This is a genomic window from Rhodoplanes sp. Z2-YC6860 (assembly GCF_001579845.1).
In the GTDB taxonomy this organism is placed as follows: Bacteria; Pseudomonadota; Alphaproteobacteria; order Rhizobiales; family Xanthobacteraceae; genus Z2-YC6860.
The window spans coordinates 1,212,718-1,226,530 of record NZ_CP007440.1 but is presented as its reverse complement, the minus strand read 5'-3'; the positions used below and the strand labels follow the sequence as shown (position 1 = coordinate 1,226,530).

The following is a 13,813-nucleotide window of genomic DNA, read 5'->3' as shown; positions in this document are numbered from 1 at the left end:
GCGAAGCGAACCTGAAGGCTTGCGAGAGCGATTTCGAATCACGAGGATTCGTTCAGACACGCGTGCGCGCTGACGATGTTCTGCGTCAGATGTGAAGTCGAAACGGGAATAAATTTTTCGGTGGCGCTAGCGTTTTGAAACAGCTTGCGAACAACAAAGCTTTTGTGCGGCAGCCGATCACGCGGTGTTAAGCCCAGAGGATATCGCCGAAAAATTCCATCTTTGTTTGCAATCCTGCCCGAACAATCGGGCCATCAAACACCTGAACACGTCCAGAACATTGCATCGATTCGCTCTGGGAAAAACTGGTGCGGGCGAAAAATTCCCGAAACTTCATGAATTCATTGTGTGTCGCGTGCAAAGCGCTTCGTGTGGAAACATGAAGCACTCAACGTAACATCGATCTACGCCGATCGATTGACGATTGGAATAGCGGAATCGGTAAACCCGCGATGCAAATGATGATGGATCGCGTTCAATACACCGTTCGGTCGATGCGGCTTGCAACAGGTCTCATCCTGTTGGGCTACGCCACATCGCATTTCATCAGCCATTCATTCGGCATTCGCTCCGTTGCGGCGATGAATGCCGCGCGTTTGATCTTGATCGATCCATGGCAAACCTTCGCGGGACTGACCGCGCTGTACGGCTCGTTTCTCGTTCATGGCACCCTGGGATTGTCGGCGCTCTACCGGCGGCGCCATCTGCGCATGCCGGCCGTGGAGGCCTGGCAGCTCGCATTGGGCTTGAGCATTCCGTTCCTGCTGATCCCGCATGCTGCGGGCGTCCGGCTCGGCTTCTCGCTGTTCGGAATCGAATCCAGCTACGCGAAAATCCTGCAGCAGATGTGGGTTTCATCGCCGGAATCTGTGCTGCCACGCCAATTCGCCTTGCTGCTGTTCGTCTGGTTTCACGGCTGCATCGGGCTTCATTCCTGGCTTCGAAGCACGGCCTGGTATCGCAAGGCCGCGCCGGCGCTGGCATCGGTCGCAACGCTCATTCCGGTGCTGGCCATTCTTGGTATCGTCGAGGCAGGCCTCGACCTGCGCGAAATCGCACAAGCTGGCGCCGTTGCGACGGCGCGGCCTCCCGTGCCGAATGCCGAAACTTTGAATCTCGTGGTCAATGGCCTTCTGGCCGCCTATGCGGCGCTGATCGCCGCGGTGTTCGCGCTGCGCTGGCTGCGCGACTGGCACGCCAAGCAATTTAGCGGCGTCCGCATTCATTATCCGGGCGGCAACACGGTTTCGGTGCCGCCTGGTCTGTCGGTGCTCGAGGTCAGCCGCTGGGCCGGCATCGCGCATGAATCGACGTGCGGCGGGCGGGGACGCTGCTCGACTTGCCGCATCCGCGTGATGAAGGGCGCGAATGCGCTGCCACCGCCTGACGAACTGGAACAACGCACGCTGCGCCGGATCCAGGCGCCGCCCGATGTGCGGCTCGCCTGCCAGACCAGGCCGGTTGCCGATCTCGCGGTCGAATTGCTGGTGCGGCCGCGCCTTGCCGAGCATGCGCAAGCCTTGCGCTTCGAGGCTGCCGAAATCGGCGGCCGCGAGATCGACATCGCGGCGATGTTCGTCGACCTCCGCGGCTCGACCGAACTCGCCGCAGGACGGTTGCCGTTCGATGTCCTGTTCATCCTCGATCGGTTCATTCAGGCCGTCACGTCCGGCATTCGCAAGCACGGCGGCCATGTCACCAGCATCGCCGGCGACGGCGTCATGAGCGTGTTCCGCGCCGACCAAGGCGCCAGCGCGCGGCAGGCGCTGCATGCCGCCTTGGCGGTGTGGCAGGGCCTCGACGCCCTCAACGCCGAGCTCGCAAGCGAGCTGCCGCGTCCGCTGCGGATCGGCATCGGCATCCATGTCGGCCCCTCGGTGGTGGGCTGGATTTCCGATGGCGGCTCCCAATCGCTGCAGTTTCTCGGCGACACCGGCAACGTCGCGGCCAAGCTCGAAGGCACTTCGAAGGAATTCGGATGCACCGTGGTGGCTTCCGCAGAAGCCATTGCGTCAGCATCCCTCGACATGACGTTGCTCGAAAAATCCGCCGTCAGGATCGCGGGCCGGCCCGAACCGATGCGTGTCGCTCTCATTCGCCGCCGCGGCGATCTCGAAACAATTCTCAGCCCGACGCTCGCGGCTTGATCGCCCCCATGATGGCAATGTGCGATTTCGCACCGGGCTGCGAACGCCGGTCTCCTACCTTCCAATCATCGGATGCCATCCGGCATCGAAGATCGAAGGAACATCCCATGTTGATTTCAAACCGTGCCAAGACTTTTCGGGCCAAGACTCTCGCCGCCGCCGCATTCACGGCTTCGTTCATCGCGCTCTCCAGCACCGCCCCGGTTTACGCCCAGTCGGGCTATACGCCGGCCCGCCATCACGACCGCACCGCCACGCACAATCGCGGCCGCGAAGCGTTCGGGATGGCGGTTGAGAGCAGCGGCGGCGGCTTCGCCGATCGCAACAGCCCGCAAGCGACCGGTGGCGGCAGCGTCGGCTACAACCGGAAGCTTCTCGAGTACTGATGGTGGCTTCGCGTTGGAAAGAGGCGGGATCATGTCCCGCCTCTTTTCGTTTGCGGTCATCGGGCCGGCGGACCGCAAGCACATCCGTCTTGTGCGATTTCGCACATGCACAAAAGGCCAGCCGATCTATTTAACGACCATGGATGTCGCCGTGACATCGAACAGCAGAGAGCAGAGCCATGTCGAAGAACACCGTCTCCCTCATGATCGCCGCATTCGCATTCTCGGTGTCGGCTTCATCCGCGTTTGCCGACAACGTCAAGCACACCCGCCAGCAGACACGCGCCCAGCAGGAAAATGCCTACAACGCGCGCGCGTCCGCAGCGACCAGCACGTCAACCGAATGGACTTACGGCGCGCGTGAGCCGTTCACCGCAGCCGAGAAGCGCGCATTCCAGACCCCGACCGGCGCCGAGGTCGACCGCTGGTAAACTTCGGAGCATCAATCGAGCGTCGAGACGCCGGAGCCCGCTCCGGCGTCTTTCGTTTGTGCCGCGATTCGTTGTCGGGCGAACGTCTTCTTGTGCAGGCGTCTTCTGGTCCGAGCGTCTTGGCCGCCCTCACCCCAGCCGCTACAGTCGCCGCCATGGACCACAGCACCCAAAGCATCGCCGAGTTCGCAACACGTCTGACGTTCGAAGATCTTCCCCCTGAGGTGGTGCACGACTGCAAGCGCCGCATCATCGACACCATCGGCTGCGCGATCGCGGCCTTTGACGCGGAACCGGCGCGCATCGCGCGCGCGGTCGCCACGCGGGCATCGGTGGCCAACGGCGCCGCCGTGATCGGCACCGCGCATCGCACGCTGCCCGAGCTCGCAGCCTTCGCCAATGCGGTGGCGAGCCGCTACATCGAGGGCAACGACACCTACCCGGGCGGCGGCGGACATCCGAGCGATTGCCTGTTGCCGATCCTGGCGGTGGCACAGGCCTCGGGCGCGAACATGAAGGCGGCCATCACCGGCATCGTGCTGGGCTACGAGGCACATCGCTACCTGTTCCGCGCCTTTCCGATGCGAAAGCACGCGCTGGATTATGTGCTGTACAACGCGGTGTCGAGCGCGGTCGGCGCCAGCAAGGTGCTGGGGCTCTCGCTCGAACAGACCGCCCACGCCATTGCGCTCGCCGCGGTGCCCAATCTCGGCACCGACATCAGCCGCCGCGGCCATCTCACCATGTGGAAGGGCTGCGCCGCCGCGAATGCGGCGCGCAACGGCGTCACGGCCGCCATCATGGCACAGGCCGGCATGGCGGGGCCGCCGACGCCGTTCGAGGACGGGCTCACCGCCGTGATCGGCGCCGAGGAGATCTGTCCGTTCCCGATCGATCCGCTGGGCTTCAGCCTGCCGAAGGCGGACTACAAGTTTTTCCTGAGCGAATTCCACGCCCAGGGTCCGGCGTTCCTGGCGCTCGAATTGCGCCCGCAGATCAAGCTCGATGACATCGAGAAGATCGAAGTGTTCACCTATCACTTCGCCTGGTTCGAGATCGGCAGCGGCGAGGAGAAATGGAAGCCTGCGACGCGCGAGACCGCGGACCACAGCATGCCCTACGTGGTCGGCGCGGTGCTGATCGACGGCGCCTACACCGATGCGATCTTCGAGCCGGCGCGGTTCAACGACCCGCGCACGCTGGAGCTGATGAAAAAGATCACCATCACCGAGGACGCCGACTTCAACCGCCGCTATCCGGGAAGCCTGCCGTGCCGGATGTGCATCACGCTGAAGAACGGCGAAACCAGAACCGCGGAGCTCTCAAATCCCATCGGGCATCACGACCGCCCGATGAGCGACGCGCAACTGATCGACAAATTCAAAGGCCTGGCGGGCCGGAGACTTGCGCCTGCGCAATTGCAGAAGGTGCTCGACCGGGCGTGGAAGATCGAGAATGACGCGCAATGGACCGTGCTGTTCGACGAGGTGCGCGTCGGCGCCAACTAGAGCCCGCGCTGAAAAGAAGAAGTCCGAATGCAAGGATCGCGAAGCGATGGACTGAAAATTAGCAGCATAGCTGCGCTAGAGATTGAGACGACCAATGTCCCCACCCGCCCCAAGCGAAGACGTACTCTCACAATTTCCCGGTCCTGTTACACTTACCTCGTCTTCTTCCCTTCGAATGAAGACCTTGGCTCTGCTCTCGGCAATTGGCGCCGCGGCATTGGTTTATGCCGGCATAATGGGTCGCGGCTTGAGCACGGGCCATCCCGAACCGGATATCGCGGTAGCCGTGGTGATGTTTTCAGTCGCAGCTTTATGCCTGGCCATGCTGAGACGCGCAGTCATCCAGCTTAGATCGGGATCGCTTCGGCTGGACGAAATTGGCTTTGAATTGGCTGGTTGCCGTCGTGAGCGCTATCTTTGGCGCGAAGTGGGTGACTTTCGTCCAGCGCTAGGCCGAGGGTCTGTACCGGTCGGGTTTCGGGTGGGGCCGCCAAAAAACGATGCTGATGCGCTGCTGAATTTACGCTTCTTAGGCGGCCGAGACGTTTGGCTTCCGGATAACTACGCTTACAGGTCTGAGGAATTGGCCCAGCTGATGGCAGATTGGCAAACACGGGCAATCGAACATTGACATCGAGCGAGACGAAGGCGTCATTTTGCGCCTTTGCGCTTCCTTGCCTTTTGCGGCTTTGGTTCTGGCTGATCGCCATTGCTCCATGGGCCGCGTCGCACGGGCTCAATCGTAATTCACTTTTGGAAAGAAATCGCCGCGGCCTTCAGGAGTCATATCGAGCAACCCCCAGAGCGGATCGACAAGATCGCCGGCGCGATGGTGCTGTTTGGGAGCGGGCGGCGCAAAGCTCATCTCCGAGCCCCAGAAGTGCCTGATCGCACCGCCATGCCGGCGGAAGACGTTGAAGATCGTCTCGTCCCAGTTCTGACCGTCCCGCACCTGGTGCTGGGCGCGCATCTCCTTGGAAAATTTTGACGTGTCGCCGAAATAGTCGGCGTCATAGCTGTTGCCCGCGGTGGACAACAGGGAAAGATGCTCCCAACCACGCTGGTGTGCCCAGGCGGCGAGGCGCGCAATCGGAGATTTCGCGACGACATGGAGCGCAGCGCGCTTGCCCACATGTCGTGCGGCGCCATCGATGCCGTCAAGCAAATGAGTGCAGCCGGGACACGGCAGTTCCCGCTCGGGTCCGTACATGAAGCTGTACAGGATGAGCGTGTCGTGCGGTCCGAACAGTTCGGACATCCTCACCTTTTCCGGCATGCTGGTCTTGCCGATCCGCTCGAAGACGTAGTCCTCGCGGACTTCGCCGCCGGGCGGCAGCGCACGGCGCTTCGCGGCCACCGCCTCGATCTGCGCCCGAAGAGCGATCTCTTCGTCGAGAAGCGCATTGCGGGCGGCACGATATTCCGCGGTCTCATTGGGATAGTGGATGTGTTCCATGGCTTTGACCTGCCAAACTCTCGTGGGGATACGCAGGTTTGAACGCCGCCGTGTGGCGTTAAGTTCCTCAAGCTTGCAGTTGCAGAAGGTGAGCGGGCGTGGACAATTGTGCGCGACACGCTGATCGCGCTGTTCGACGCGCGGATTTATGGGGAGCCGTTCATGCCGGGTTTCACATCAAGCCTTTCCAAATCGCTTGTGGCCTTCGTGATCGCACTGGCGTTCGCGCCACCGGCCCACGCGCAATCCGATCTCGCGCGGGCGTACAAGATCATCCAGTCGAAGAAATTCGTCGACCTGACGCATAGCTTCGGGCCGCAGACGCCGGTGTGGTCGGGCTTCGGGCAGGCGAAGTTCTCGCCGGCGGCCGATCCGAAAACGCACGAGCCTTACACGATCGCGAAGGACGGCTTTCGCACGACGTATTACGAGATGGCCGGGCAGTACGGCACGCATGTCGATCCGCCGGCGCACTTCGACGACAAAGGGATCACGATGGACGAGATCCCGCTCAAGCAGATGATCCTGCCGCTGATCGTGCTCGACAGCACGCCCTATCTCGCCAAGGACCCGAACCACGCCTTCTCGGTCGAAGACCTCAAGGCCTGGGAGAAAAAACACGGACGCGTGCCGCGCGGCTCGTTCGTTGCGCTGCGCACCGACATGTACAAGGACTGGGACAAGGACCCGGAGCGCTTCAAGCGGGCGCCGTTCCCGGCCTGGGCCTTCGAGACCATCAAGTTCCTCTATGAGCAGCGCGGCGTCACAGCGACCGGACACGAGGCGATGGACACCGACACGACCGACAAGATGGATTCGGAAACCTGGCTCCTGCAGCACGGGCATTATCAAATCGAGGTGATGGCGAACCTCGATCAGGTGCCGCCGAAGGGAGCCGTCATCGTGGTGACCTGGCCGAAGGTCCGGAAAGGCCTCGGTTTCCCGGCGCGGGCCTTCGCGATCGTCCCCTAGTACCGTCTGGCTCCGGGGCGGCCGACATCATCCAATCGTGTGAGGCCCGTCACAGCCGCGGGCGCTATGATTGGATTATTGCTCGATCTTCCATGGAGATTCCGATGCGCTTCCATATTGCCGCGACCGCCATTGTCTTCGCCCTCGCCGGAGCCTCAATGACCGGCGCCAAGGCCGACCCCTACCGCTGGTGCGCAGAGGGCGTCGCCCAGTCCGGCTCGTCGAACTGCTATTTCGTGACGCTGGAGCAGTGCCAGGCCGCAGCGTCCGGCACCGGCGCGTTCTGCACACCGAACAACTTCTATACCGGTTCGGATTCGCCCGGCGGATCGCACCGCAGGCACCGGTAAGCAGCCGGGGCTTCTAGACTACCGTCTGGTGCCGCTCGAGACAGATGCGCAGCACCTGGTTCGGCTCGCGCTTCCACCAGTCCTGCGCCGAGAAAATCTCGACGTCGATAATCCCGTCGTAGCCGGTCGCCTCGACCATGCGGCGGATGGCGCGCAGATCGATCACGCCGTCGCCCGGCATGCCGCGGTCGAGCAGCAGGTCTTTGGTGGGCACCAGCCAGTCGCAGACGTGATAGGTGAGGATGCGCTTGCCTGCGCGCTTGATCTGGCGCGGCAGATCGGGGTCCCACCAGACGTGATAGACGTCGACCGCGACGCCGACGCCCTCGCCGAGCTCGTCGCAAAGGTCGTTGGCATGCGCGAGCGTGTTCACGCAGGCGCGGTCCGCCGCATACATCGGATGGAGCGGCTCGATCGCAAGCGGCACGCCGGCATCGCGTGCGTGCGGCAGCAGTGCTGCGAGCCCGTCGCGCACCTGCTCGTGCGCGCCGGCAAGGTCCTTGGAGCCCTTCGGCAAGCCGCCCGCGATCAGAACGAGAGAACCTGCGCCAATGGCGGCGGCCTCGTCGACGGCGCGGCGGTTGTCGTCGAGCGCGGCTCTGCGTCCGGCCTCGTCGGCCGCCGGAAACAGGCCGGCGCGGCAGAGGCAGCTCACGGTCAGCCCCGCGCCGCGGATCATGGCGCCGGCCTTGTCGATGCCCACCGCCTGCACGATGTCGCGCCAGGGCGCGATCGCGGTGATGCCGGCGCGCTTGCAACCCTTGACGAGCTGCTCCAGCGTCCACGGCTTCACGGTCGCCGAGTTGATCGCCAGCAGGCTTTTGTCGCGGGACAGATCGCGCATCAGGCGTCGACCCCGCGCACCGCCATGGTGGCACGCATGCGCGATGCCGCGAGCTCCGGGTCGAGCAGCAGGCCCGCGGCGTCGGCCAGCCGGAACAGCTCGGCCAGATGCAAGGTCGAGCGCGCGCTTTCCTGGCCGCCGATCATAGAGAAATGGTTCTGCAGGCCGTTGAGATAAGCCATGAACACCACGCCGGTCTTGTAGAAGCGCGTCGGCGCTTTGAAGATGTGACGCGACAGCGGCACGGTCGGCGCCAGGATGTCGTGGAACAGCGCGGCGTTGCCGTGCGTGAAGGCGTCGAGCGCGGCGGAGGCCGCCGGCGCGATCGCATCGAAGATGCCGAGCAGCGCATCGGAATAGCCCTGCTCGTCGCCGGCGATCAACTCCGCGTAATTGAAATCGTCGCCGGTGAACATCTTGACGCCCTGCGGCAGCCGCCGCCGCATCGTGATTTCCTTGTTCTTGTCGAGCAGCGAGATCTTTACGCCTTCGACCTTGTCCGGGTTGGCGGCGATCACGTCGATCGCGACATCCATCGCGGTCATGTGGTCCTTGTAGCCCCAATAGCCGTCGAGTGCGGGATCGAACATCTCGCCGAGCCAGTGGATGATCACCGGCTCGTGCACCTGGTTGAGGATGTGCTCGTAGACCGTAATGTAGTCGTCCGGCGAGCGCGCGGCCTTCACCAGCGCACGGCTCGCCATGAGAATAATCTGCCCGCCGAGCTTCTCGACCGCCTCGCACTGTTCCTCATAGGCGCGGATCACGTCGTCGACGGTCGTGCCGGGGCCCGCTTCGAGATGATCGGTGCCGACGCCGCAGCCGATCAGCGCGCCGGGAAAGTCCTTCGCGGCGTCGAGACTCCGGCGGATGAGCTCCAGCGAATTCGCCCAGTTCATGCCCATGCCGCGCTGCGCGGTGTCCATGGCCTCGGCGACGCCCAGGCCCAGCGACCACAGGTGCCGGCGGAACGCGATGGTGGTTTCCCAATCGATCGCGGCGTCGAGCCACGGCTCGCGGTCGGCCAGCGGATCGGCGACCACATGCGCGGCCGCATAGGCGATACGGTTGAACGGCGGCTCGGCCTTGCGGAAGCTCCGCGCCGGCTGCATCAGATAGGCCGTCACGCGGCCGCCGGCGGTGGGGAGATTTAACGTCGGCACTTTACGAACCTCACAAACTCAGGGCCGCCCCATCCTTCGAGACGCGCCCTTCGGGCGCTCCTCAGGATGAGGCGGGGAGAGAGCGTCGGTATATCAGACTTTCAGCGCCGGAATGTCGACCCAGCGCCGCTCTTTCCAGCTCTTGTGCGCGGCCTCGACCAGTTGCAGACCCTTGGCGCCCTCGAGCAGCGTCCATTTGAACGGCGCGTCCTCGTAGAGATGCCGGATGAACATCTCCCACTCGGTCTTGAAGCCGTTGTCGTAGACGCCGAGGCCAGGCACCTCCTGCCAGGTGTCGAAGAACTGGATCGGCTGCGGGATGTCCGGGTTCCACACCGGCCGCGGCGTGTTGACCCGCGCCTGGCTCCAGCATTTTTGCAGGCCCGCCACCGCCGAGCCGAGCGTGCCGTCGACATGGAAGGTCACGAGGTCGTCGCGGCGCACCCGCGTGCACCAGGACATGTTGATGTGCGCGATGGCGCCGCCCTTGAGCTGGAAGGTGGCGTAAGCCGCATCGTCGACGTCGTTGGTGTAGGTCTTGCCGTTCTCATCGACGCGCTTGGGGATATGCGTCGCGCCGAGACACGTGACGCTCTCGACATCACCGAACAGGTTGTCGAGCACGTAGCGCCAGTGACAGACCATGTCGAGGATGATGCCGCCGCCCTCGGCCTTCTTGTAGTTCCACGACGGCCGCTGTGCCGGCGCCCAATCGCCCTCGAACACCCAGTAGCCGAACTCGCCGCGCACCGAGAGGATGCGGCCGAAGAACCCGGAATCGATGAGCAGCTTGAGCTTGAGCAAGCCCGGCAGGAACAGCTTGTCCTGCACGACGCCGTGCTTGATGCCGGCCTTCTTGGCCACGCGCACCAGATCGAGCGCGTCCTTCAGCGTCTCCGACACCGGCTTCTCGCAATAGATGTCCTTGCCGGCCTTCATCGCCTTCTTCAAGAGCTCGGCGCGGAGCTGCGTGGTCGCGGCGTCGAAGAACAGCGTGTCCTTCTTGTCCTTCAGCGCGGCGTCGAGATCGGTGGTCCAGCGTGAGATGCCGTGCGCCTTGGCGAGCTTCTGCACCCGCTCCGCATTGCGGCCCACCAGGATCGGATCGGGCATCACCCGGTCGCCGTTCTTGAGTTGAACGCCGCCCTGCTCGCGGATCGCCACGATGGACCGGATCAGATGCTGGTTCATGCCCATGCGTCCGGTGACGCCGTTCATGATGATGCCGAGACGCTGTTGAGCCATGAAGTTCAGTCCTTAAAAAAAGCCGTGCGGAAAGGTACTTCTATCGCAGCATCAAGGCTGGAAGCCAGCGCCGGGCGTGTGTCCCGCGTTATTCACTCCGGCGTGATGCCGGCGGCGGCCACGACCTTGCCCCACTTGACATATTCCTCGCTGATGATCCTTCCGTATTCCTGCGGCGTGGTGCCGACCGTGACGACGCCGATCGCTGTCATGCGCTCCTGATATCCGGGCGTGGCGATGATGTCGGCAGTGGCGCGATGCAGCGTCTCGATGACATCGGGCGGCGTACCGGCCGGCGCCACAAGGCCCACGCCGGAGCCGACTTCGACGCCGGGGAAACCCGCCTCGGCCATGGTCGGCACGTCCGGGAGCGCTGCAATACGGGACGTGCCCGCCGAGGCGAGCGCACGCAGCTTGCCCTCACGGATCAGCGGCAACAGCGAGTTGATCGCGCCGATGAAGACGTGGACACGGCCGGCCAGCAGATCGGGAATGGCGGCGATGGCGCCGCGGAACGGCACGTGCACCATGTCGATGCCGGCTTTCAGCTTGAACAGCTCAGGGCCGAGATGCTGTGGCGTGCCAGCACCGACCGAGGCATAGCTCAGCTTACTCGGTGAACTCTTCGCGAGCTCGACGAACTCCTTGACGGTGTGCACCGGCAGCGAGGACGGCACGACCATGACGAAAGGCACGTCGGCCACGAGGTTGATCGGCGCGAAATCGTGAACCGGATCGAACGTCGGCGTGCGGGTGAGATGCGGCGTGATGGTGAAGGACACTGGCGCGATCAGAAGCGTGTAGCCGTCGGGCGGCGACTTGGCGACCCCGGCATAGGCGATGACACCGCCGCCACCCGGGCGGTTTTCGACCACTGCGTTTTGCTTGAAGCGCTCCTGGAAACCGTTGGCAAGCTCGCGCCCCACGATGTCGTTGGAGCCGCCCGGCGTGAATGGAATGATGATGCGGATCAGCCGGTCGGGGAAGCCTTGCGCGTGGGCTTGCCCATCGACCGCCGAGGTCAAAGCCGCGATCATCACCGCGCAGGCAGCGAGCGATCTTGGCATCATGCTTCCCTCCCGGCTTGGTTTTGAAGGATGATGCCCCGATCGCGAGGGCGAAAACAGTCCTCGGGGGCCAATATTCTCGCGCGTTTACGCAAAATCACCGACTTGAGGCACCGGTTGACAACCCGGCGCGGCTTTATGGATTCTGGCAGCCCTCAAAGTCAGTCGGGTCTGCATGAACATTGTTGGCGTTGATATCGGCGGCACCTTCACCGACCTGGTCGGCTGCGTCGACGGCCGGATCGTCACCTCGAAAACCTCCACGGTTCCGGCCGATCCGACCCGTGGCATCGCCGAGAGCCTCAGGCTCGCCGATTGCGACGTGCGGGCCTTGTCGGAGCTCCTGCATGGCTCGACCATCGCCATCAACACGGTGCTGGAGCGCAAGGGCGCGCGCACCGCGCTGATCACCACGCGCGGTTTCCGCGACACTTACGCGATCGGCCGCGGCAACCGCATCGAGGCGTTCAATCTGTTCTTTCACCGGCCCAAGCCGCTGATCCCGCGCGAGCTCACCTTCGAGATCACCGAGCGGATGAACGCCAAGGGCGAGGTGTTGACCGCACTCGAGGACGCTGAGGTGCAGGCGCTGGCGACGACGCTGGCGAAAGAAGGCATCGAGTCGGTCGCGGTGTGCTTCCTGCACGCCTACGCCAATCCGATCCACGAGCGCCGCGTCGGCGACATGCTCCGCGCCGCCAATCCGAAGCTGTTCGTCACGCTGTCGCACGAGATCGTCCGCGAATACCGCGAATACGAACGCACCTCGACCACTGCCCTCAACGCCTTCGTCGGCCCGACCGTGCAGGCCTATCTCGGCCGGCTCGAAAGCCACCTCCGCGACGGCGTGTTTCCCGGCAAGCTCAACATCATGCGCTCCAACGGCGGCGTGATGTCGGTGCGGCTCGCCCAGGAGCAGCCGGTGTCGATGATGGAATCCGGTCCGGTCGCCGGCATCATCGGCGCGGGCCGGCTCGCCGCGCTGATGGGCATCGAGCGCTGCATCGGCTTCGACATGGGCGGCACCACGGCCAAAGCGAGCCTCATCACCAGGGGCGTTCCCGCCATTGAAGATGGCTACACCATCGGCGGCGAAGCGAGCGGCCAGCCGATGCAGCTTCCCGTCGTCGACATCGTCGAGATCGGCGCAGGCGGCGGCTCGATCGCCTGGTGCGATCCGACCGGCGGCATCCACGTCGGTCCGAAAAGCGCGGGCGCCGATCCCGGCCCTGCCGCTTATGGAAAAGGCTCGACAGATCCGGTGGTGACCGATGCCAACCTGGTGCTCGGCCGCATCAACGCCGGGCGCTTCCTCAACGGCGCGATGAAGCTCGACGTAAGAGCGTCCGAGCGCGCGATGGAACAGAAACTTTGCGGCCCAACGCGGCTCGGCATCAAGGAGGCGGCGCTCGGCATCGTGCAGATCGCCGATGCCGCCATGTCGCTCGCGGTCCGCGCCGTGTCGGTGAAGAAGGGCGTCGATCCGCGCGACACCGCGATGATCGCGTTCGGCGGCGCGGGGCCGTTGCACGCGGTCGCGATCGCGCGCGAGATTTTCATTCCGAAGGTGATCGTGCCCAAGGTGCCGGGCACGTTCTCGGCGCTCGGCATGCTGATGGCGTCGTGGCGGCAGGATTTCGTGCGCACGCTTTATGGCCTGCTCGGTTCGCTCGACGCGAGAGGGGTCGAGGCCGTGTTCGCCGAACTGGCCGAAGCCGGCCGCGCGCAGGCGCTGCGCGACGGCATTGCGCCCGACACCGCGGATTTCGCCTATCTGGCCGACCTGCGTTATGTCGGCCAGGAGCACACCATCGCGATTCCGGTGAAGGACGCTTCGCTGCTCACCGGCGACTTCTCGTCCTTGCGCGCGGCCTTCGACACCGAGCACGACCAGCGCTACGGCCAGGCCGCCACGGAAGAGCGGCTCGAGATCGTCAAAGTGCGCCTCGTCGTCACCGCGGCGCGGGCCGATACGCTCGCCGAGCAATGGCTGTCGGAGCCGTGGAAGCCGGAGGCACCGGTCGAGGATCAATGGCGCGAGGTGATTTACACCGACGCGGCGAAGCCTTTGCGTACCCGTATCGTTTGGCGGCCGTCGCTCGCGGTCGGCGCCCGGGTCGAAGGACCCGCAATGATCGAGGAGCCGAACGCCACGACGCTCATTCATGCGGGCGATGTGGCGACGGTGTCCGACGCGGGGCATCTCGTAATCGATGTGAAACTGTCATGAGCCCCCGCCCTCTC

General features: G+C 64.1%; 13 protein-coding genes. 8 read left to right on the top strand and 5 right to left on the bottom strand.

Annotated elements, in window-relative coordinates; translation table 11 throughout:
* Nucleotides 1-464: 464 nt before the first annotated feature.
* The 5 genes from RHPLAN_RS05640 (at nt 465) to RHPLAN_RS39015 (ending at nt 5,103) form a co-directional block, all read left to right on the top strand.
* On the top strand, nt 465-2,147 hold the full coding sequence (locus RHPLAN_RS05640; protein WP_198164731.1) for an adenylate/guanylate cyclase domain-containing protein: 1,683 nt from the start codon (nt 465-467) through the stop codon (nt 2,145-2,147).
* Nucleotides 2,148-2,254: 107 nt separating this feature from the next.
* On the top strand, nt 2,255-2,533 hold the full coding sequence (locus RHPLAN_RS05635; protein ID WP_068014619.1) for a hypothetical protein: 279 nt from the start codon (nt 2,255-2,257) through the stop codon (nt 2,531-2,533).
* A 179-nt stretch (nt 2,534-2,712) separates the two neighbouring features.
* A complete protein-coding gene (locus RHPLAN_RS05630; RefSeq protein ID WP_068014617.1) occupies nt 2,713-2,964 on the top strand; it encodes a hypothetical protein in 252 nt (83 codons plus the stop codon).
* A gap of 155 nt (nt 2,965-3,119) precedes the next feature.
* The gene (locus tag RHPLAN_RS05625; RefSeq protein WP_068014616.1) at nt 3,120-4,472 is read left to right on the top strand and encodes an MmgE/PrpD family protein; all 1,353 of its coding nucleotides are present in this window, start codon (nt 3,120-3,122) and stop codon (nt 4,470-4,472) included.
* Nucleotides 4,473-4,656: 184 nt separating this feature from the next.
* Nucleotides 4,657-5,103, top strand: a complete 447-nt coding sequence (locus RHPLAN_RS39015; protein WP_157100077.1) for a hypothetical protein — start codon at nt 4,657-4,659, stop codon at nt 5,101-5,103.
* A 105-nt stretch (nt 5,104-5,208) separates the two neighbouring features.
* On the opposite strand, the gene RHPLAN_RS05620 is transcribed toward RHPLAN_RS39015, so the two are convergent.
* Nucleotides 5,209-5,928 carry a DUF899 family protein gene (locus tag RHPLAN_RS05620; protein ID WP_068014614.1) on the bottom strand — a complete coding sequence of 240 codons (720 nt, stop codon included), beginning with the start codon at nt 5,926-5,928 and terminating at the stop codon, nt 5,209-5,211.
* Between the two features lie 108 nt (nt 5,929-6,036).
* Here RHPLAN_RS05620 and RHPLAN_RS05615 point away from each other — a divergent pair, with 108 nt between their 5' ends.
* Both RHPLAN_RS05615 and RHPLAN_RS05610 read left to right on the top strand, forming a co-directional pair.
* On the top strand, nt 6,037-6,900 hold the full coding sequence (locus tag RHPLAN_RS05615) for a cyclase family protein (protein WP_237180056.1): 864 nt from the start codon (nt 6,037-6,039) through the stop codon (nt 6,898-6,900).
* Between the two features lie 104 nt (nt 6,901-7,004).
* Complete coding sequence (locus RHPLAN_RS05610; protein WP_198164730.1) at nt 7,005-7,250, top strand: DUF3551 domain-containing protein; 246 nt, start codon at nt 7,005-7,007, stop codon at nt 7,248-7,250.
* A 13-nt stretch (nt 7,251-7,263) separates the two neighbouring features.
* On the opposite strand, the gene RHPLAN_RS05605 is transcribed toward RHPLAN_RS05610, so the two are convergent.
* The 4 genes from RHPLAN_RS05605 to RHPLAN_RS05590 form a co-directional block, all read right to left on the bottom strand.
* Nucleotides 7,264-8,094, bottom strand: a complete 831-nt coding sequence (locus RHPLAN_RS05605) for a sugar phosphate isomerase/epimerase family protein (RefSeq protein WP_157100076.1) — start codon at nt 8,092-8,094, stop codon at nt 7,264-7,266.
* The gene (locus RHPLAN_RS05600; protein ID WP_084244377.1) at nt 8,094-9,257 is read right to left on the bottom strand and encodes a dihydrodipicolinate synthase family protein; all 1,164 of its coding nucleotides are present in this window, start codon (nt 9,255-9,257) and stop codon (nt 8,094-8,096) included. Before RHPLAN_RS05600 ends, RHPLAN_RS05605 begins: the two co-directional genes overlap by 1 nt.
* Nucleotides 9,258-9,350: 93 nt before the next feature.
* Nucleotides 9,351-10,502, bottom strand: a complete 1,152-nt coding sequence (locus tag RHPLAN_RS05595; RefSeq protein ID WP_068014610.1) for a Gfo/Idh/MocA family protein — start codon at nt 10,500-10,502, stop codon at nt 9,351-9,353.
* A 92-nt stretch (nt 10,503-10,594) separates the two neighbouring features.
* On the bottom strand, nt 10,595-11,572 hold the full coding sequence (locus tag RHPLAN_RS05590) for a Bug family tripartite tricarboxylate transporter substrate binding protein (protein WP_068014608.1): 978 nt from the start codon (nt 11,570-11,572) through the stop codon (nt 10,595-10,597).
* Between the two features lie 172 nt (nt 11,573-11,744).
* Between RHPLAN_RS05590 and RHPLAN_RS05585 the strand changes: the two genes are divergently transcribed.
* The gene (locus RHPLAN_RS05585) at nt 11,745-13,799 is read left to right on the top strand and encodes a hydantoinase/oxoprolinase family protein (protein WP_068014605.1); all 2,055 of its coding nucleotides are present in this window, start codon (nt 11,745-11,747) and stop codon (nt 13,797-13,799) included.
* The last annotated feature ends 14 nt before the right edge of the window (nt 13,800-13,813 follow it).